We start from the raw sequence: 20,795 nt of genomic DNA on the forward strand, positions 1-20,795 counted from the left end.
CTTGACGGCTGCTCGGCAGGCCACGTGACGTACGTTGCAGGCGGGTGGTCTGGCCTTTGCCATCGGTGTGCGTCAGCACCTGGCCGAGGGTGTTGTAGGTAAAAGTCTCCGCAGTGCCGTCCGGGTGGTCGATGCGTAGTACTTCGCCGTCCGGTTTGCGTTCCAGCGTGGTGGTCTGGTTCAGTGCATCGGTCACTGCGATGAGGTGCTGACGCTCGTCGTAACGGTAGTAGGTGCTTTTGCCCGAGCAGTCCTGGAAACGTTCGACCTGGGCGTAGGCGTTCCACCACAGGTACTTGGATTTGAAATTGGCATCGACGATCGTGTGCGGCAGGCCGTCATCGCTGTTGAAGTACTGGGTTTTGTGGCCCAGCGGGTCGATCTCGGTGATCAGGTTACCTTTGTCGTCGTAACGAGACTGCCAGACGCTACCGTCGGGGAAGCGGGTTTCGGTGACCAGGGGTGTAGCGAGGTGATACTTGTAGGTGATCTTGCGGCCCAGTGGGTCGGTTTCCTCGATCAGCCGGGAGAACTCGTCGTACTTGAGCGCCAGGTGGTTGCCATCGGGCAGATCGATGCCGATCAGATTTCCGGTTGCGTCGAAATCCATGCCGTAGCGCTCACCGCCGAAGTCGCGGCTGGCGATGACGCGTTTGTCTTCGTTGTACTGGATCTCCAGTTCGCGGCCCAGCACGTCGGTTGCCCAACTGGTGCGTTTGGCCGGGTCGTAACGGAAGTGATAATGCTCGCCGTCGCTGGTCCAGTGCTCGGCCACCCGTGGTTTGCCGCCCTGGGTTTCCCAACGGTACTCGCAGATCAGGCCTAAGGCATTGCTGTGCCGGACCATGAGGTGTTCGGCGTAGCTGAAATGGCGAACAGAGTCGCCATTGCGGTTGATCACTTCAGCGAGCTGGCCGTTATCGTCATAGCGGTAGCGCACCAGCGTTTCGACAGCGGTGTCATCGACCACGCGCTTGACGTCCGTCAAACGCCCAAGCGGGTTGTCATAGTGCAGGTGGACACGCACGGCCCCTGGCGCGGTGATGTCCGTGAGCCGCCCTTCGGCGCTGTAGGTAAAGTGCAGGTAATGGCCCAGCGCATTTTCCAGGCGCTGCAAAGGCACACGGGTATTGCCGTCCGGTACTTCACCAAAGTAGAAGAACAGGTTGTCGAGCGTCTGCAGAAGATAGTGGCCGCCCTCGGTACGCACGAGATGGATGCGCTCGTTGGGATTGTAGATGCTTTCGCCTGGCTCCAGATCGACGAATGGGACGCTGCGCCCCTGGTTGTCGGTTAGATAGACGAACCCGCCGCTTCGACGCAGGCTTTGTTCCCAAGGCAAGATCCAGCCCTGGCCCAGTGCACTGTCGACGGTAAGGTCGCTGGCATAAAACCGCGACCACTCGATAGGCATCAGGCCAGGCAATACGAAGTCTGTTTCATTGGCCAGCAGTTTGCGGCCGGTGGTCATGTCCACCGGATTCCCGGTAAAGCCCTCGATCGCCCGACCTACAGCTGGGCCGATGATGAAGCGCCCTGCGAGATAGCTGGCTGCAATGGTAGCGCCGGTCTGAAGTGCACAGGGGCCAGCGGCCTTGAGGCCGGCCTGAAGCCCCAGGCGGCCGACCGCCAGTACCGATCGCCCCATCGAGGCAACGATCATCAACACATCGACGGTGACGCGTAGCCATTCCGGTACTTCATCATCCACGGGCAGGTACCGATGAGTACCGCCACCGATGTAGACGTTGTTCGAACCGCCCGATATCTTCGCGCCGCACGTCAGCTTGTCACCTTTGCGGGCCGCAGCAAGACCATTGATGAATACGTTGCTGGAGCCTTCTGCAACCAGTACCGGCGCCGGATGCTTGTCACATTTGGCGGTACTCAGTGTGGCGTGGGCCGCATTGCGATTGTTGATGAATACGTCTGTCGAACAACCGGGCAGCTCTATCTGTCCAGCGGGCGAACTGAACATCGAGCCTATCTTCTCGCCCAACATTGGCAGCATGCCGGCACCGATACCGATCACCGCCCCCAGCAAGAAGCCGCCGAGGCCGGCGGTGCAGATGGTGAAGGCAGCAGCCGTAGCGATCGCCAGGCCAATCACTGCCCCAGCAAGAAAACCTGCCAGGGCACTGGTGTGTTCAATCTCGTCGTGCAGCCGCGCAGCCTCGAACATAGGTTCAACCCTGCGTGGTGTTTTCTGGGGAGCTTGGTTGGCGTGGTTCGAAGCTGTTCAACAGCCCAAGCCAACTGTCGTTCTGCTTGCCATCGAAGTCGGCCTGACTGGTCGTGGAGAAAACCAGAATGCGCCCAGGCGCGACCTCGAAAGCCGCCTGCCGTTGATAGACCGGCCTGCCATCCTTGAGGTAGTAGCCATCGACCTGAATACCTGCCTGGGGCTGACTGGAAGACAGGCTGGCTGGCTTCTTGCCGAGGATGGTGTAGCCGCGCAATTTGGATGCGATCAGCTTCACCTGACGCTCGATATAGGCCTTGAGGTCCTCGCCGGGCATCAGGTTGTCACGCGACAGCGTAATGTTCAGCGGGGCTGGGATACTGTCCCCCAGGATAAACATGTTGACTGTTCGATCCTGGAAGCCTTCCGGCAACGTGATAGATCCTTCCTGCAGCTGATAGTCCATTGTCTGAATGTTCCATGAAAACGTGAAAAGATTGGAGCCTTACTGAGCGGTCATTCCAGCCAGCATGGCGTCGAACGCGATCAGCCAATCGGCCAGTTGTGGTTGGTCCGGGTTGATTACCGTAGACACGTTCAGCCACTGCCGTTTGTTGCCGTCTGCAGAAGCGATGATCGTGCACACGGCGCGACCGTGCCGGCGCTCATGGCCTGCATTGAACTGGTAGTCGAGACTGATCGCAGGGTGGCCAGCCAACAAGGCTTCGGCTTGACGCACCGGGATCAGTTCTGCATGACGCTCGCACAGTTTTTTGATAAACAACTCGACCGCATTATCAAGTTCAAGCCCATCAGGCGCAGGGCGGCGGCGGGCGCTGAATTGCACATGGCAACCGGCAAACTCCAGCGTGGTGTCGATATCACGAAAAGCGAAACCTTGAGGCACGAGCATATTCAAGCCTGCAATACGCAATGCGTTATGCTCTGCCTCCATCAGCAGTGGCTGTGGCGGTGGAGCAGCCTCTACCGTAGCTTGCGCCTCAATGCGCGCTTCCTCGGCCTGCTGCCGGGCAAGCGCCTCGGCGGCCTCTCGCCTCTGCGAGAGCCTGTCGTAGATGTTTCCCCTGATCATCACGCTACGCCCTACTCGTTGATGTCGACCCGGTCACCTTTGACAAAGGTGTTCTTGCCCAGAATGTCGATGCTGTCTGCTTCGATGGTGATGCCATCCGGTTTGAGGGTTATTTTGCTGGTGCCGACTTGCAGCAGGATGCTCTCTTTGGCGCTCACCTGGATGAACTTGTTGTCCACCTGCAAGGTGTAAGCCCCCTCCTTGACGTTCACCACCGTATCTTTCTTGATGATTTCCGTGTGCGCCCCACCGACTGTAATCGTCCGGTTGTTCCCCACATCATGGGTCTCATCCAGCTCGATCTCGGTATCCATGTTGCGCTCGGCGTGCATGATGATCTGCTCGGCGCCGGCCTTGTCCTCGAAGCGGAAGAAGTTGGCGGTACCGCCATCACCCTTCATCGAGCGGGTCAGGAAACCGCTCTGGGTCTTGTTTGCCGGCAGCGACCACGGCGGGGTATTGGTGCTGTTGTACAGGCTGCCCATGATCAGGGGGCGGTCCGGGTTGCCGTCGAGGAACACCACCACAACCTCGTCGCCTACACGCGGGATCTGGATGCTGCCAAAGCCGCCGCTGGCGGCGGACTGGGCGACGCGTACCCAGCAGGAGCTCTGGTCGTTGAACTGGCCTTGGCGGTCCCAGTGAAACTGTAACTTCACGCGCCCCAGTTCATCGGTGAAGATCTCCTCGCCGGGCGGGCCGACCACGATTGCGGTCTGGGGGCCATTGATCAACGGCTTGCGGGTGCTTAATTGTGGACGGAAAGCGATCTTCTTCCGCACGCACACGAACCGGTTCAAATAACCTGCCTGATCACCGGTCATGTAGTTGTTGCTGCCACGGTGCTCCAAACTCAGCAACAGGAACTGTCGGTTTTCCGCATCGCCCGAATCGTGCGCGTAATGCTGGGTCAGTTCGAACGTGTAGCCGGGCTTCATGGCCCTACAATTGCTGTCTCCGTAGAAGGTCTTGCCCATCAGTTCGAGCGCTTCGATACGGTTGCGCACCATTGCTTCACCGTCTTCGTAAGTGCCATGGGTGTATTGCCCAGGAAAATCATAGATCTCGAACCTGTCCACCTCTCCCTGCTCGTTCAGGCTTTGCATGGTCACGGGGAGAAAATTGCGGGGCTGGCGATAGTCGAATGTCCGGACGGCGATTTTACCTGACTGCAACTGACGCGATGCCTGCCATTGTGTGATCGAGTCAGCCGTTTCAGTTACCGATGCCGAGTGGAAGCGGATCTGCGGTTGTTCGGGTAATGGCACTAATGTACGGGAATCATCAGTGATAATCATCAGGTGCGAGTCGGCTGTGTGCTCGAAGAAATAGAACAGCCCTTCGCTCTCCAGCAAACGCTGGACGAAATTGAAGTCACTTTCGCGGTACTGAGTGATGTAACTGTGCGATTTAAGGGGCTTGCTCAAACGAAATTCGTACTTGGCGAGCGAGCCGAAACCGGCAAATACCTCACTGACGACATCCTGTACTGACTTCTCTTGGAAGATCCGCGTATCATAGCGGCAGGTAAGCATCCAAAGCCAAGGCCCCAGTACAGCAGCATACCGAACATATCCGCCGTCGCTACCCTGAGTGCTGAATCGATGGATGTATCCGTTAATATGGCGATAGGAGCCATCGGCCAGTTCGATTTCAACAGTGGCTGGGCTACCGATAAGGGACTTGAGCTTTACATCGCTCTGATGGCTTAGTAGCGCCAGGTCAAACTCATAGAGCTTGGACAAGGCTTCACTGCCTGAGAAATTCTCAAGTAAAAATTCTTCATTGGCGCTCTGCCCCAGGATGTTGATCTTGAACAAACGTCTGTTCTGCGGGGCTAGCATGGCTAGGACGTCGGTTAACATAGCTTACTCCCTTTGAAAACGAGCATTAACGTGCCCTCGCTGCAAACAAGCGGCCCAGCCAAGATGCGGCACGCATGCCTTGAATATCTTCAATATCCATGAATGTATAACGACGATTTTCACGCACTTCCCGCGCCTTCAGTTCTCTCAGCGCTGAAATCTTGTCCCGGTTGTAAAAGATCATAAAAAGGGAAATGAAAACAAAGCCGTAGATCAAACCGGTCATTGGGACATCATTAACTTTCATCAAAGGATAGGCCAAACTGCTCAGACCAGCGGATATGCCGGCCTGCCACAAATGCACCCTCTGTGGCAGTTCGTTCGATCCGACGCGATTCCCTTGCAGCTCCAATACGCTGCTCTTGCTACGCCAGTGATAAACCAAGCCGTATGCCAGCAGTGCCAAAACGATTGGAGCAAGCCCCAGGGCAACCGATGTGAACGCATCCAGTTTCATTTTTTTGTAGGTGATGGCAAGCGTTACCGTCGTTGCGAAAAGCGGAGCTATCGACAGGTTGAAGAACAAGCGAAGGTTCGCATAATTCACGAAATGCTCGGTGCGATAGGCACACTGAATGCACCACAGAGTCATCAAAACCACTGCGACGGCCCCTGGAATTGACAGCAACTTGGGCCCAACACCACTGATAAATACTGAAAGCATCACTATCAGAAACCATGCACCCCAAATCTTGGCGAAGAACCGTTCAGTCGTAAACATAAGCCTAATTTTTACCCGTAAGGAAATCGCCAAGGTCCGTCCCCCAGCCTGTCACATCGTCACTCATGACAAGTTGAATCGCTAAACCAGCAAGTATTGAGACAGTAATCACTACAACAGCCGGAGCCGTCACAGTGCCGATCGCAACACCCGCAGCGAACGCCAGGGCGTTGGTGGGCTGACTGTAGGCGGATTTCTTTGCGAAATCCTCGACACTGGTCGAACTGCTCCAGTCCAAAGCAGCCTGGGGGCCGAACGCCAATAAACCGCCTGCTGTCTTACCGGTCAGCGCCAAGCCGACGCCTCGGCTACCGTACGCCGCACCATCCACATGGGCCGTGGCGCGTAAAGCTTTGGCCGTATTGTATGCGGGGATGTGAACATGCCCGCCACCCGTTGGCCCAGGGAGCCTATAGATGCTAGCCCGCGTGTTAGCGGGAATCTCAAAGTATAAATTTCCGCCTACTCGCACCAATTTCAGCCGCCCTTTCATTGCACGGGAGGCAGAAACACTGTTGGGTTTGCCACGGGAGGCAGCCCACTTCTTCAGTTGCTTTTTGGTGGCATCGGTCATGTCCAGCAAATCTTCCACCTTCGTGGACTTGGAGGCGGCATGAATCAAACCGCCCACATTGGCAAGTGTGCCGGGTAAATTTGCAGTGCCGAACAATAATGGGCCGACAGTCGGAATCGACTCGGCCTTTTTCTTGATAGCCAGAACCTGATCTTTAGTTACTTTGGCTGATACTTCAATCTTGCTTATCAAACTGCGCAGGAGCAGTGCATACTCCTCGGCCTCGTCCGCACTCAACTCAGTTTCGGGCGATTTCAATTCTGCAATGAGGAACTCTGCGGCACTCAGATCATCGGCAGAATAGATCCCGCCAATATCGAGCCGACCGTAGGTCCGGGCAGCGACTACGCTAGGCCACGGTAAGTCCCCCTGCCCCAGCAGGCCATCTTGCCCGCCGAGGCCCATTGGATCAGCCGCAGTACAGGGATAAATTCGGTTCACACCGCTCTCCCTCCCAATCGCAGAGGTGCGTAGTGAAGACAAACTAAGGCAGAGGGGGCGCCTGACGACGTATAAAGCTCCATGCTCACTAGATTCCTACTCATAGTCCTGCTGTCGTGCCGTGCGTAGTCAATTCACGCAATTAGGCGCTGCGACCAACACAGCGCAGCAAGGTTCCCTTAAAGAACCAGAAAATGCCAACTACATCACAGTAATAAGCCACAGCCCGATCACGAATGGCGCAGGAAACACTGAAAAGCTTAGCACTGTCAACCATCAATATTGGCCCGATAAGATCATATTGCCATCAATCCTCCTTAGGTGTTATGTCGCCCGACAGAGATGTCATTATGCCACCCTCATGCGTCAAATGGGCTGTGCGCCCCTATTTACAACGTCTTCTGGCAAGTGTTTGAATTTCATAAACAGCCAGCTGCCCGATGGATTGAAGTCACGTTAGCCAGACTAGATCACATAACGATACATCTACGTGCCAGAAGAGCAGCAGGATGAATACACGCTTTTCACAAATTCCTGTCGGGCTTTCGCCCCTCAAGATCAGGCTGCTGGCTATCGGCATGATCATCGCCATGCTGTTGGTCGCGGCCCTCTCGGTCTACGCCTACATCAAATACCTGTTCCCACTGTACGGCAGGCTGCTACGTGGCGCGCCTGTCGTGGAAACGCCTTACCTCGCGTTCGGCCTGCTCATGGCACCGCCGGGGGTGGCAATTCTGCTGGTGGGCTGTGCGATATGTGCCTGGACAGGGAAAAAATTCGACCCTCCGGCAGGCTCACGACTGCATCGCTTCCAGACACTGATGTTCTGCCTTTCGCTGAAGACGCTGCTCTACGTCGTCCCTGCCGTGATGATTTTGACCACGCTTGCGCTGCTTGGCAGAGGCTATTCACCCTGCTCGAAGCTGCTGATTTCGGGCTCTGCCTGGCAGCTGTTCTGGGTCAACGATGAGCGCGTGTGCTTCAAGCCGGATCACTACATCAACGACAACTGGCCATGCAAGGTTATCGACGGCAAGGACGTTTGCGTACAGGTCGATGGCCGCTGAACTGACCTGATCGCTCAGCCTTTGAAACCGCCCAACCAGGGCTGAACATGAATACCGAAACCCTCAAACAGAAGTCTCTGAAGCTGCGCCTGATCATCGACAGCATGAAGGCGCAAGACCCTGCCGCGATGAAGCTGAGCGCCGCATTGGAACCGCTACTGAAGGCGGCAGATCAGGAGCGCATCCGCACTCCAATGGAGTGGCGTGACATCCCCGGGCGCTACCTGTTCACCGAAGAAGGGCTGCAGCAGTATGCCGATCTGGAGCACGCTTTCGCCGAGTTCCGCATTGAGTTGACGGGAGGCGAGTCACCTACCCTGCGCAAGCTCAAGGCGCGCATGAGGGAGAAGCCTTCGCAGGGATGATGGACAGGCAACCTTGCTCTCCCTTTCAAGACGGACCCAGTGACCTCAGCTAGCAGCGAAACTGGATCAAATAGCACTCAGGCTTCGAGCTGTTCCGACCTTATTCATCTGCGCACGCGTGGGTCTGTTCGCCGTCTCGGCGGTATTGGCGCGAGCAGCAGCGTTGCTGCTGCGTGAGGGTGGCTACTCAAGCTGGGCCAACATGCTCGTGAGCTACCAAGGACGTCTGCATAGCGACCCTGAACATGTGCGTTTGAGTGTTTTGGCAATGCCCGGCGGCATGGCACGATCAGCGATGCCATCCTGCATGAAAACGGCTCGCTGTCGGTCATGCCACCAGTGAATTACACGCCTTGCCCGGGTGATTGCGAGAGCGGGGAAAAAGGGGCGCATGCCGGGTGCCAAGCCGTTGTGGCAACCCATGAGAAACCGCTTTAGCGCGGCCTATTCCGTCGCGTTGCCATCATTCAAACGCAAAGCGATGCTAGCCGAATCCAGCGGCTCAACGGCAAAAAATGAGACTCGCTTCACTTTTTGAAAAAAACTTTTTACGCGATTTTTCCCCGCCCCGTAAGCACTTTAGCCCCCTGACTTTACGGGCCAAAGCCCCATTTACCGCACTCTAAAGCGACAGCCGATGGCATGGCGCCATCATTGCGCGGCATCACAAAACAGGGAAAAAATCGCACCCCTCGCAGGAACTTCTACCACAGCGAGGTGCCCTACTCGGCATTACTGGCAACACGATATTCATGTGCCAGTACGCAAATTGCCGCAGCCGAGAGGCGCGATTTTCAGGTCCTCGCCATTGGCGTTTCAGGGACGATCAAGCAGGCTCATGGACGATGTACCGATGACACAGACATTCGATGTCGAAGCACTGATCAAGCTGCGTAGCCAGACGCGGGCGATCTCCGATGCGCTGAAGGCGCAGGCGGCGGATTACCTTGCCACCGTGGCACCGCTGATCCGTCCGCAAACCCTGTTTGGCGAATACCTGCAAGGCGCCCAGCGCAGCAGCGGCCGCGAAACCCAGGGCCATTTCCAGTCGTTGATCGAACTCTACGAGCGCATTGGCTCGGCCGCGCCGTTCCAGCTGGTCAGCGAGCTGGAAGTGCCGCTGAACCTGATCAGCACCACCCCCGAACTGTTCCCGCTGGAGTACGACAAGGTGCTCGAACAGAGCGGCCAGGTCATCCGCATCACCAGCCCGACGCGCTGGGTGGTGGGCTTCCACGCGTTCGACCTGGCGCAGTTTCGCAATGTCATCAAAGACCCCAACCGCAGCAGCGCCGAGCTGTACCGCTTCGTGGTGCACTACCTGGTGCTGTTCTACTGCCTGAGCAAGTCGCCGGGCCTGGGCCGGCTGTTCGAGGGCCTGCGCTACGGGCTGAGCTTCGAGCGCCTGAAGGGCTTTGGCGACCTGCCGTTCTGCGTGATCAGCTCGCCGGTGCGCTCGGAACTTCCCGACGATTCGGTCATCCGTAGCAGCACGCAAATTGCCGGCAACACCAGCTTCGAAGAGCTGGTGGGGCGCGACAACATCCTGGAAATGAACGACGACATCCGTCAGCGCCTGCTGCTGACGATCGAAGGACTGTAACGCGCAGCGCCCGGTCACGGGCCGCGCAATGATTCGCAGCGAACTGCTCGCACTGGAGAACACGATGGCGAAGAAGGAAAGCACCCAGCACAAACTCGACCGCGTTCGCGCGCCTCGGGTCCATATCACCTACGACGTGGACATCGGTGATGCCATCGAGAAGAAGGAGCTGCCCTTTGTCGTCGGCGTGCTGGGCGATTTTTCCGGCAACCCGCTGGAGCCGCTGCCCAAGCTCAAGGACCGCAAGTTCGTCTTCATCGACCGCGACAACTTCAACAGCGTGCTCAAGGGCATCAAGCCGCGCCTGACCTACCGGGTCGACAACACCCTGGCCAAGAACGGCACCCAGCTGGGCGTCGAGCTGAACTTCAACAGCCTGGAAGACTTCGAGCCACAGAACGTGGTCAAGCAGGTCGAACCGCTGCGCAAGCTGCTGGAAGTGCGCAACAAACTGGCCGACCTGCGCAACAAGATGGGCGGCAACGACAAGCTCGAAGAGCTGCTGATGGACGTACTGCAGAACACCGAAAAGCTCAAGACGCTGGGCCAGGAATTCGGCCGTGAAGCCGAAGTGAAAGACCCGTCCAGCGACGATCGCGCCTGAGCAGGAGCCCGAACATGACCGACAAGCAAACCGCACCGCAACAGGCCGGCGACCTGGTCGAAGTGGAAAACTTCGCCCCGCAGCCTTCGCTGCTCGACAGCATCATTTCACAGAGCCGCGTGGCCCGCTCCGACACCGAGCGCAACCGCACCCGCGACCTGATCGGCGAACTGGTGAACCAGGTACTCGAGGGCGAGATGACCCCGAGCAAGGACCTGATCGCCGTGCTCGACGCACGCATTGCCGAAATCGACTCGATGCTCTCCGAGCAGATGAACGAGATCATGCACGCCCGTGAGTTCCAGCAGCTGGAAGCCTCGTGGCGCGGCCTGAAGTACCAGGTCGACCAGACCGAAACCAGCACCACGCTGAAGATCCACCTGCTCAACGCCTCGAAGAAAGACCTGGTGCGCGACCTAAAGGCCGCCAGCGAATTCGACCAGAGCGCGCTGTTCAAGAAGGTCTACGAAGAAGAGTACGGCACCTTCGGTGGCGCCCCGTTCGGCATGCTGATCGGCGACTACGAGTTCAAGCGCAGCCCCGAAGACATGTACCTGCTTGAAGAAATCTCGCACGTCGCCGCCGCAGCCCACGCGCCGTTCATTTCGGCGGCGTCGCCAGAGCTGTTCGGTTGGGACTCGTTCACCGAGATGTCAGGCCCGCGTGACCTGGCGAAGATCTTCGACACCGTCGAATACGCCAAGTGGAAGTCGTTCCGCGCCTCGGAAGATTCGCGCTACGTCGGCCTCACCCTGCCCCACGTGCTTGGCCGCCTGCCGTATGGCCCGGATACCAGCCCGGTGGAAGAATTCAACTTCGTCGAAAGCGTCGACGGCCGCGACCACAACAAGTACCTGTGGATGAACGCCGCCTACGCCCTTGGCACCCGGGTCACCGATGCCTTCTCCCGCTACGGCTGGTGCGTGGCCATCCGCGGCGTGGAAGGTGGTGGTCTGGTCGAAGGCCTGCCGACCCACACCTTCAAGACCGACGACGGCGAAATCGCCCTCAAGTGCCCGACCGAGATCGCCATCACCGACCGCCGCGAGAAAGAGCTGTCCGACCTCGGTTTCATTCCGCTGGTGCATTGCAAAGGCACCGACTACGCCGCCTTCTTCGGCACCCAGTCGGCGCAGAAGCAGAAGCAGTACAACACCGACATCGCCAATGCCAACGCACGCCTGTCGGCCCAGCTGCAGTACATCTTCGCCACTTCGCGCATCGCCCACTACATGAAGGCGATCATGCGCGACAAGATCGGCAGCTTCGCCTCGCGCATGGATGTGGAACGCTTCCTCAACCAGTGGCTGGCCAGCTACGTGCTGCTCGACGACACCGCCAGCCAGGAAGCCAAGGCCCAGTTCCCGCTGCGCGAAGCCCGTGCCGAGGTGTTCGAAGTGCCCGGCAAGCCCGGCGTGTACAAGGCCGTGACCTACCTGCGCCCGCACTACCAGCTCGACGAACTGACCGCCTCGCTGCGCCTGGTCGCCGAACTGCCGCAAGGCGCCCGCGGCTGACCGGCCGGTGTGTACAGGGATGACACATGAGTAACCAGGCCCGCCTGCTGCCCTCGCTGCTCGACCGACTGCTGGACGACCGTCCTTACCAGTCGGCCGAAGCGGCCGCGCAGCGCACCTGTTCGCTGGCCGAATACAAGGCGAGCATCGTCCGTGACCTCGAGGTGCTGGTGAATACCCGCCAGTCCCTGGTCGCCGAGGAGCTCGACGGCTTCAGCCAGCTCAGTGGTTCGATCCTTGAATACGGCATGCCCGATTTCATCAGCCGCAGCGTGCTCGACCCCCATGATCGCCGGCTCATCCAGCAACAGCTGGAGCGAGCGATCAGCACCGGCGACCGGCGTTTTCGGCGGGTGCGGGTGCAGCTGCTGGCCCAGGAAAACGGCCACCGCATGTTGACCTTCCGCGTGGACGCTGTACTGCGTCTGCAGGACATCAGCCGCCAGGTGTCGTTCGACGCCGTGCTGCAGGTCAACACCCAGGAATACAAAGTGCAGAACCTCAACTGATGCTCGACGAACTGCTGCCCTACTACGAAAAGGAACTGTCGCACCTGCGCTTCCTCGGCCAGGAGTTTGCCGCGCAGTACCCGAAGATTGCTTCGCGACTGCTGATCGAGGGCGACAACTGCGAAGACCCGCACACCGAGCGCCTGATCGAGGCGTTCTCGTTCCTGTCTGCGCGTGTGCACAAGAAGCTCGATGACGAGTTTCCGGAAATCGTCGAATCCTTCCTCGAGGTGCTGTACCCGCACTACCTGCGCCCTACCCCGTCGATGTCTATCGCCGAGCTGAGCCTGGGCAAGCACGAGAAGGTCACCGAGGCCTATCGCGTGGCGCGCCACACCGAGATGCATGCCAATGCCGTCGAAGGCGTGGTGTGCAAGTTCCGCACCTGCTACCCGGTGGAGCTGTGGCCGATAAGCGTGCAGCAGGCATCGTTCGCAGAGATGGAACGTTCCGCATTCAACGGCCATAGCGCCGACCTGGTAGCGCGCCTGCGCATCCGTCTGCAAGCCACCAGCGATGTGCTGTTCGGCCAGATGGAAGTTGACCGCCTGCGGTTCTTCCTCGACGGTGAAGCGACGCTGATGCTGCAACTGTACGAGCTGTTGTTCAACAACCTGGCCAAAGCCACGTTGAGCTTCCAGGACCAAGGGCGCAGCCGCGAAGTCGCACTGCCGCCCACCGCCCTGCAGGCCGTGGGTTATGCCCGCGACGAAGGCCTGGTGGACTACTCCGAGCGCTCGTTCCTGGGCTATCGCCTGCTGCACGAGTACTTCACCTTCCCTGACAAATTCATGTTCTTCGACCTCAGTGGCTTTGCCCGCATCCTGCAGGGCAAGGCGATCGAGCAGGTCGAGATCAACTTTTATTTCTCCGACTACGACCTCAGCGAGCGCCTGGCGCGGCTGGCCCAGAACATCGGGCGCAACAACTTCAAGCTCAACTGCACGCCAATCATCAACCTGTTCCGTCAGCAGGCCGAGCCGATCAAGCTGACCCACACCCAGCACGAATACCCGGTCACCCCCGATACCCGGCTGCACAATGCCGCCGAAGTGGTGTCGATCGACCGTGTCAGGCGGGTGCGCAAGCTCGGTGGCATCGACCAGGTCGCCACCTGCCAGCCCTTCTTCGAGCCGCGTGGCGAGCAAGACCCGCACACCAGTTTCTGGATTGCCCGCCGGCGCAACCAGGGCGACGCCACGGCCATGAGCATCCGTGTGGTCGACCGCAACCTGGACCTGATCGACGCCAGCACTGACACCCTGAGCATCGCCCTGACCTGCAGCAACCGCGATGTGCCGATGATGCTGCCGTTCGGTGGCGAGCGTGGCGATTTCATCATCCCGGCCAACTCGGTGATCAAAGACATCCGCTGCCTGCGCAAGCCCACCGCCACCGTGCGTGTGCCACTGGGCAAGGGCCTGATCTGGCGGCTGATCGCGCACCTGTCGCTGAACCACCTGTCGCTGGTCAGCCAGGGTCGCGAAGTGCTGCTCGAACTGCTGTCGCTGTACAACTACCGCAACGTCTCGGCCATTCGCAAGCAGATCAACGGCATCAAGGCCATCAGCAGCGAGCCTGTGGTCGCCCGGATCGGCCACCCGCGGCCTAACTTCGTCCGAGGGGTAGGTATCACCTTGACCCTCGACGAAAGCCAGTTCACCGGCAGCGGCGTGTTCCTGTTCGGCATGGTGCTTGACCACTTCTTCGGGCAGTACTGCTCGATGAACAGCTTCACCCGGCTGAGCCTGCGCTCCCAACAACGAGAAAAGAGAATCGTCCAATGGCCAGCACGCACTGGCGATCAGCCCCTGGTCTGATCGATCAGGCCCGAGCCGAGCCGCACCGATTCGAATTCTTTCAATTGGTGCGCCTGCTCCGCCTGCACTACAGCCGTACCGGGCGCATGGATTTGGCTACCCGGCCGCACGAAGACCCGCTGCGTTTTCGCACGCAGCTGTCGCTGGCGTTCCCGGCCAGCGAGGTCAGCGACCTGCATTTCGAGCGCGAAGGCAAGGTGTCCACGGCGGGCCTGCCGCTGTCGGAGGTGCAGGTCACCTTCATGGGCCTGGTCGGGCCTTCGGGCGTGCTGCCGCGCCCGTATACCGAGCTGTTGCTCGAACGCCACGTGCAGTACCGCGACGATGCCGCCCATGCGTTTCTCGACATCTTCTCGCACCGCATGACCACGCTGTTCTACGAGGCGTGGCAGAAGTACAAGTTCCATATCGAGCACGAGCGCAATGGCACCTCGGGCTTCGATGGCTACCTGCTCAACCTGGTCGGCCTGGGCCCGCGTGCGCAAAAGCTCAAGTTCGAAGAACAGCCCTCGGCGCTGCGCCGTGAACTGTTCAGCTATTTCGCCGGGTTGCTCAGCCAGAAGCCGCGCAACGCGCTCAACCTCGAAGTGATGCTCGGCTTTTATTTCTCGCTGCCGGTCAAGGTGAGGCAGTTCGCCGGGCGCTGGCTCAACCTGGAGCCCGAGCAATGCACCCAGCTGGGGCGCAAGAACGCACAACTGGGCCACAGCGCCGTCGCCGGCAATCGGGTCTGGGATTACCAGTCGTGCATCCGCATCGAACTGGGCCCGCTGAGCCTGGCCGATTACCAGCGTTTCCAGCCGGGCAGCGAGTGCTACCGCAAGCTGGTCGAGCTGGTGCGCTTCTATATAGGCGCCGAGCTGGACTTCGAAATCGCCCCGCGCCTCAAGCGCGAGGCCGTACCTTGCGCCCGGCTGGGCCGCAGCGGCAACGTCGCGCTGGGCTGGCTGGGCTGGCTGAAACGCCCTGGCCGTGACGCGGAGCCTTCGCGTTGCGCCGTTTTCCACATTCCTTACGATGGGGTCGCCTTGTGAACCTGAAGTCTCTGTTCGCCAAGCTCAACGAAACCAGCCGCACGGCCACTGAAAGCGCGGCGGCCCTGTGCCTGTCGGAGCACCACTACGACGTCGAGATCGAGCACCTGCTGCTGCAGCTGCTCGACAGCGGCGACAGCGACCTGGCGCCCATCCTGCGTCACTACGACGTGGTCGCCGAGCGCCTGCAGGCGCAGCTGGTCACCGCCCTGGGCACGTTCAAGAAAGGCAACACCCGCACCCCGGCGCTGTCGCCGCACATCACCCGCATGATCGAGCAGGCCTGGCTGCTGGCCTCGATCGAATACGGCGTTGGCCAGGTGCGCAGCGGCCACCTGCTGCAAGCCCTGCTCGACGATGCCGAGCTGCGCCGCGTGGTGGTCGCTTCGGCGCCGGAGCTGGAGAAGATCAACGCCGACGACCTGCGCCTGAACCTCGCCGCCCTGGTCGAAGGCAGCGCCGAGTCGAAGCAGGCTAGCGCCCTGGGCAGCCCGGCCGCACCGGCCACCGCCAATGCCAAGGCCGGCGGCAAGACCCCGGCGCTGGACCAGTACACCGTCAACCTCACCCAGAGCGCCCGCGAAGGCCGCATCGACCCGGTGCTGGGCCGCGAGTTCGAAGTGCGGCAGATGGTCGACATCCTCACTCGTCGCCGGCAGAACAACCCGATCCTCACCGGTGAAGCCGGCGTCGGCAAAACCGCCGTGGTCGAAGGCCTGGCCCTGCGCATTGCCCAGGGTGAGGTGCCGGCGGTACTCAAGGACGTCGCCCTGCACACCCTCGACCTGGGCTTGCTGCAAGCGGGTGCCGGGGTCAAGGGCGAGTTCGAGAACCGCCTCAAGGCCGTGATCGAAGAGGTCAAGCGCAGCCTGCACCCGATCATCCTGTTCATCGACGAAGCCCACACCCTGATCGGTTCCGGCGGCCAGGCCGGGCAGAACGATGCCGCCAACCTGCTCAAGCCAGCCCTGGCCCGTGGCGAGCTGCGCACCATCGCCGCGACCACCTGGGCCGAGTACAAGAAGTACTTCGAGAAGGACGCCGCCCTCGCCCGCCGCTTCCAGGTGGTCAAGGTCGAAGAGCCTGACGAAGACAAGGCCATCCACATGCTTCGTGGCCTGCTCGGCAAGATGCGCGAGCACCACAAGGTGGCGGTGATGGACGAGGCCCTGGTGCAGGCGGTGCGCCTTTCCAACCGCTACATCACTGGCCGCCAGCTGCCTGACAAGGCGGTCAGCGTGCTCGACACCGCCTGCGCGCGCATCGCCCTGGCGCAATCGTCGCAGCCCGGTGCCCTGGAAGACTGCCGCCGGCAGATCGACAACCTGCAGGCCGAAATCGCCGTGCTCGGCCACGAGGCAGGCAAAGGCCACGACCACGCCCGCCGCCTCGACGAGCTGCAAGCAGCCCTAGAGGCCGAACAGCAGCAGGAACAACGACTTAACGAGCAGTGGCAGCAGGAGCTGGCGCTGGTCGAACAGCTCAAGGCGCTGGACGCCGCCAATGACGCCGATGCCGCGCAGCTCAACGCCCTGCGCACCGAGCTGGCCCGCGTGCAAGGCGACCAGCCACTGGTCCACGCGCTGGTCGACAGCGGCGCCATCGCCCAGGTCATCAGCGGCTGGACCGGCATCCCGCTGGGCAAGATGCTGCGTGACGAGATCGACACCGTACAGCGCCTGCCGGCCCTGCTCGGCGAACGCGTGCTGGGCCAGGACCACGCCCTGCACGAGATCGGCAAGCGCATCAAGATTTCCCGTGCGCGCATGGAAGACCCGAACAAGCCGATCGGCGTGTTCCTGCTGCTCGGCCCCAGCGGCGTCGGCAAGACCGAAACCGCGCTGGCCCTCGCCGACACCCTGTATGGCGGCGAACGCAACCTGATCACCATCAACATGTCCGAGTACCAGGAGGCGCACACCGTGTCGAGCCTCAAGGGCTCGCCACCCGGCTACGTCGGCTACGGCGAAGGCGGCGTGCTGACCGAAGCCGTGCGCCGCAAACCGTACAGCGTGGTGCTGCTCGACGAGGTGGAAAAGGCCCACCCTGACGTGCTCGAGCTGTTTTTCCAGGTGTTCGACAAGGGCGTGCTGGACGATGGCGAAGGCCGCGAGATCAACTTCCGCAACACGGTGATCATCCTCACCTCCAACACCGGCACCGAGCGCATCATGCAGACCTGCCTGAATGCCAGCGAACTGCCGACCCCGGCCGCCATCGTCGAAGGCCTGCGCGACGAGCTCAACCAGGTGTTCAAGCCAGCCTTCCTCGGCCGCCTGAGCATCGTACCGTTCTACCCGGTGCAGGATCAGATCCTCGAGCGCATCGTTGCCCTCAAGCTGGCACGCATCGCCAAGCGCTTCGCCCGCAACCACCAGGCCGAGCTGAGCTACGACGAGGCGCTGATCAAGGCCATTGCCGCGCGCTGCACCGAGGTCGACAGCGGGGCACGCAACATCGACAACATCCTGTCCCAGACCCTGATGCCCGAGCTCGCCCAGCGCGTGCTCGAGCGCATGGCCCAGGACGCGCCGATCGAGCGCCTGGTGATCGAGCTTGGCAGCGATGGCGATTTCGCCTATCGCCTGGCCTGACCCGTACAAGGAGGTTTAGCCGTCATGCAACACAAGCACACCGCCCTCAAGCGCCTGACCGCCGCCGCCCTGCTGCTGGCTCTGGCTGGCTGTGGGGTTACCGACCGCATCGGCAAGCGCATGGATGACAGCTGGGCAGCCGACATGCTGGCCGACAGCGAGAAGGTCATCCTGACCTCCGACGGCGGCAACCAGCTCAACCCCGATGCCGAGGGCAAACCGCTTTCGGTGGTGATGCGCGTGTACCAGCTGACCGACCTCGAACGTTTCGCTGCGGCCGATGCCGAGACCCTCTGGGACGCCCCGGAAAAGGCCCTCGGCAACACCCTGGTGGAGGCCCGCGAGATCACCCTGCTGCCGGGCATCGGCCAGATCGACCAGTGGCCATTGGCCAAGAGCGCACGCTACGTGGGTGTGGCGGCGTTCTTCCGTGACGAACAGGACGCACGCTGGAAGGTTGCCTTCGACGCCAACTCGCTGCGCAAGGATGGCATCTGGTTCTCTTCCGATGGCCTGCGGGTGCTGGTGGACAAAACCGAAATCAGCGCCATGCGTGGCGTCGACGTGCTGAACAAACCACCGACCGCCGAGCAACTGGCGGCCGCGCAGAAGGCCGAACAGGCCACACCGTCCCTTGCCGACAAGGTGCAGGACGCGATGCTCGACAAGGCCACCGACGTTGCCGGCCAGTCGGCACAGAATGCCGCAGATAAAACCCTCAACTCTTTAGTGGATAGCGTCAAATGAGCAAGCAGAGCCGGGTGATGTGGTCGGAAGGCATGTTCCTGCTGCCCCAGCACTTCCAGTACCAGGATGAGTTCCACCAGCACCAGCTGGCCGAGGCGACCCTGCGCGGTACCCCATTCCATTGGGGCGTGCAGGTGCTGCAGGTGGACGAGGATGCCTTGGCCAACGGTTCGCTGCAGCTCAAGCGCCTGAAGCTGGTGTTTCCCGACGGCAGCCTGTACGACGCGCCGCAGCACGACCCGCTGCCGGCGGCACGCGACCTCAAGGACCTGCTAAAGGCCAACGAGCTGAAAGTCTATGCCGCGCTCAAGCTGCCCGAGCCGTTCGGCCTCAACTACCTCGAGGACGGCGAGGAGCACAAGGCCGCCCGGCGGTTTCGCAAGCAGTTCGCCACCCTGCCCGACCTCAACGAAGGCGAGCTGGAAAACGAAATCACCAGCCTGCGCCTGAACGTGGTGCTGCTGGTCGACGGTGACAGCCTTGACGGCTACAGCCACTGCCCGCTGGCCAAGCTCACGCGCAACAGCATGGGCGGCTTCAACCTCGACCCGCACTTCGTGCACCCGACCCTGCACCTGGGCAACCACGAGACCCTGGCCGGCATCGGCAAGCGTTTGCTGGGCGCGCTGCAGGCCAAGAGCAAGGCGTTGTCCGGCCGGCGCCGCGAACGTGCCGACCAGATCGCCGAGTTCGGCTCCAGCGACGTCACCCTGTTCTGGCTGCTGAACACGGTCAACCGCGCCCACCCGCAGTTGGCCCACCTGCTGGCCCACCCGCGCCTGCACCCGGAGCGCCTGTACCTGTTCCTCGCCGACCTGGCCGGCGGCCTGCTGACCTTTACCCTGGACACCCAGCTCAGCGATATCCCCGAATACGACCACCACGACCCGGCGGCATCGCTGGTCAAGCTCGACGAGATGATCCGGGTGATGCTCGACAACGTCGTGCCCAACCAGTGCATCGTCATCAACCTCACCCAGACCAAACCGTCGTACTGGCAAGGCCAGCTGCGCGACCCGCGTCTGGTCGAAGCCGACTTCTATGTCTCGGTGCACGCCGACATGCCCGGTGCCAGCCTGCTCGAACTGGTGCCACGGGCATTCAAGATCGGCTCGCCGGAAGACATCGAAGTGGTGGTCAACAGCGCCATGCCCGGCGTCACCCTCAACCACGCCGCACGGCTGCCGAACGCGATCCCGGTGCGCCTGGACAATCAGTACTTCGCCATCGAGCCCCACGGCCATGTGTATGAGCGAATGATGAATGCCCAGACCATCTGCTTCTATGCGCCCAGTGCCTTTACCAACCTCAAGCTTGAACTGATGGCGGTGCTCAAATGACCGAAGCCGTACTGCAGCAGGGCGCCGTCGCGGCCGCCAACGACAAACCGACGCTCAAGGACCTGGTCCAGGACTTCATCAGCATGGCGCTGATCGTGCGCCGTGGCCGTCAGGTCACCTCGGTACAAGCCTTCGAAGGCAGCGTCGAGCGCTTCTTCGCCAACCTCGAACGTGAAGCCCGCGCCGCCAACTACAGCGTCGAACAGGTCAAGGACACCCAATACGCGCTGTGCGCCTTCCTCGACGAAAGCGTGCTGCGCTCGGGTGACAACGAGCTGCGCCGGCATTTCGAGCTGCAGCCACTGCAGTTCCGCTACTTCGGCGTGCACCTGGCGGGTGAAGGTTTCTTTGAAAAGATCGACACCCTACGCGCTGACGTCAAGCAGAACATCGACGTGCTCGAGGTGTACCACCTGTGCCTGGCGCTGGGTTTCGAAGGCAAGTTCAGCATCGGCCAGAAGGACCAGCTGCGCTACCTGGCCAACACCCTTGGCCAGGACATCGCCCGCTACCGCAAGGCACCCAAGGCCCTGTCGCCGGACTGGGCGCTGCCCGACCAGGTGTCGCAGATGCTGCGCCATGAGGTGCCGCTGTGGGTATACCTGGCGCTGATCGCGCTGGTCTGCGTTGCGGTGTACCTGACGCTCGACTGGTTGCTGGACAAGGACGTCGCCGCCCTTTCCGAACAAATCCGCCAGCTGTTCAGTGCCTGAGCGCAT

18 protein-coding genes are annotated in these 20,795 nt (G+C 60.8%); 12 read left to right on the top strand and 6 right to left on the bottom strand.

Annotation, left to right across the window (positions count from 1 at the left end):
• The 6 genes from APH33_RS20195 to APH33_RS20220 all read right to left on the bottom strand — a co-directional run.
• Positions 1–2,182, bottom strand: a 2,182-nt coding sequence (locus APH33_RS20195; RefSeq protein WP_177332431.1) for a DUF6531 domain-containing protein, incomplete at its 3' end; no start/stop codon positions are given.
• A 4-nt stretch (positions 2,183–2,186) separates the two neighbouring features.
• The gene (locus tag APH33_RS20200) at positions 2,187–2,648 is read right to left on the bottom strand and encodes a DcrB-related protein (RefSeq protein WP_054886857.1); all 462 of its coding nucleotides are present in this window, start codon (positions 2,646–2,648) and stop codon (positions 2,187–2,189) included.
• Between the two features lie 39 nt (positions 2,649–2,687).
• Entirely contained in the window at positions 2,688–3,275 is a 588-nt protein-coding gene (locus APH33_RS20205; protein WP_054886858.1) for a hypothetical protein, read from the bottom strand.
• Positions 3,276–3,286: 11 nt separating this feature from the next.
• The gene (gene tssI, locus APH33_RS20210) at positions 3,287–5,140 is read right to left on the bottom strand and encodes a type VI secretion system tip protein TssI/VgrG (protein WP_054886859.1); all 1,854 of its coding nucleotides are present in this window, start codon (positions 5,138–5,140) and stop codon (positions 3,287–3,289) included.
• 25 nt (positions 5,141–5,165) lie between these two features.
• A complete protein-coding gene (locus APH33_RS20215; RefSeq protein WP_054886860.1) occupies positions 5,166–5,861 on the bottom strand; it encodes a hypothetical protein in 696 nt (231 codons plus the stop codon).
• Between the two features lie 4 nt (positions 5,862–5,865).
• Positions 5,866–6,840, bottom strand: coding sequence for a hypothetical protein (locus APH33_RS20220; protein ID WP_054886861.1), 975 nt, complete (start codon positions 6,838–6,840; stop codon positions 5,866–5,868).
• Positions 6,841–7,433: 593 nt separating this feature from the next.
• Here APH33_RS20220 and APH33_RS20225 point away from each other — a divergent pair.
• The 12 genes from APH33_RS20225 (at position 7,434) to icmH (ending at position 20,789) form a co-directional block, all read left to right on the top strand.
• Entirely contained in the window at positions 7,434–7,943 is a 510-nt protein-coding gene (locus tag APH33_RS20225) for a hypothetical protein (RefSeq protein ID WP_082433670.1), read from the top strand.
• Positions 7,944–7,990: 47 nt separating this feature from the next.
• Positions 7,991–8,308: a hypothetical protein gene (locus APH33_RS20230; protein ID WP_054886863.1), complete on the top strand. Its 318-nt coding sequence runs from the start codon at positions 7,991–7,993 to the stop codon at positions 8,306–8,308.
• Between the two features lie 853 nt (positions 8,309–9,161).
• On the top strand, positions 9,162–9,911 hold the full coding sequence (locus APH33_RS20235) for a hypothetical protein (RefSeq protein WP_027917412.1): 750 nt from the start codon (positions 9,162–9,164) through the stop codon (positions 9,909–9,911).
• Positions 9,912–9,975: 64 nt separating this feature from the next.
• Positions 9,976–10,515, top strand: coding sequence for a type VI secretion system contractile sheath small subunit (gene tssB, locus APH33_RS20240; protein WP_054886877.1), 540 nt, complete (start codon positions 9,976–9,978; stop codon positions 10,513–10,515).
• Between the two features lie 14 nt (positions 10,516–10,529).
• Positions 10,530–12,032 (top strand): type VI secretion system contractile sheath large subunit, encoded by a 1,503-nt coding sequence (tssC, locus tag APH33_RS20245; RefSeq protein WP_054886864.1) that lies wholly within the window; start codon positions 10,530–10,532, stop codon positions 12,030–12,032.
• Positions 12,033–12,058: 26 nt separating this feature from the next.
• Positions 12,059–12,541 carry a type VI secretion system baseplate subunit TssE gene (tssE, locus tag APH33_RS20250; RefSeq protein WP_054886865.1) on the top strand — a complete coding sequence of 161 codons (483 nt, stop codon included), beginning with the start codon at positions 12,059–12,061 and terminating at the stop codon, positions 12,539–12,541.
• Positions 12,541–14,361 carry a type VI secretion system baseplate subunit TssF gene (gene tssF, locus APH33_RS20255; protein WP_054886866.1) on the top strand — a complete coding sequence of 607 codons (1,821 nt, stop codon included), beginning with the start codon at positions 12,541–12,543 and terminating at the stop codon, positions 14,359–14,361. The genes tssE and tssF overlap by 1 nt, the downstream gene beginning before the upstream one ends.
• Positions 14,325–15,395, top strand: coding sequence for a type VI secretion system baseplate subunit TssG (gene tssG, locus APH33_RS20260; RefSeq protein WP_054886867.1), 1,071 nt, complete (start codon positions 14,325–14,327; stop codon positions 15,393–15,395). The genes tssF and tssG overlap by 37 nt, the downstream gene beginning before the upstream one ends.
• Positions 15,392–17,989, top strand: a complete 2,598-nt coding sequence (tssH, locus tag APH33_RS20265; RefSeq protein ID WP_054886868.1) for a type VI secretion system ATPase TssH — start codon at positions 15,392–15,394, stop codon at positions 17,987–17,989. The genes tssG and tssH overlap by 4 nt, the downstream gene beginning before the upstream one ends.
• A 24-nt stretch (positions 17,990–18,013) precedes the next feature.
• Entirely contained in the window at positions 18,014–18,736 is a 723-nt protein-coding gene (tssJ, locus tag APH33_RS20270; RefSeq protein ID WP_054886869.1) for a type VI secretion system lipoprotein TssJ, read from the top strand.
• Positions 18,733–20,076 (top strand): type VI secretion system baseplate subunit TssK, encoded by a 1,344-nt coding sequence (gene tssK / locus APH33_RS20275; protein WP_054886870.1) that lies wholly within the window; start codon positions 18,733–18,735, stop codon positions 20,074–20,076. The genes tssJ and tssK overlap by 4 nt, the downstream gene beginning before the upstream one ends.
• Complete coding sequence (gene icmH, locus APH33_RS20280) at positions 20,073–20,789, top strand: type IVB secretion system protein IcmH/DotU (RefSeq protein ID WP_054886871.1); 717 nt, start codon at positions 20,073–20,075, stop codon at positions 20,787–20,789. Before tssK ends, icmH begins: the two co-directional genes overlap by 4 nt.
• Positions 20,790–20,795: the final 6 nt, after the last annotated feature.

It is taken from the genome of Pseudomonas sp. NBRC 111130, from assembly GCF_001320485.1.
Taxonomy (GTDB): Bacteria; Pseudomonadota; Gammaproteobacteria; order Pseudomonadales; family Pseudomonadaceae; genus Aquipseudomonas; species Aquipseudomonas vlassakiae.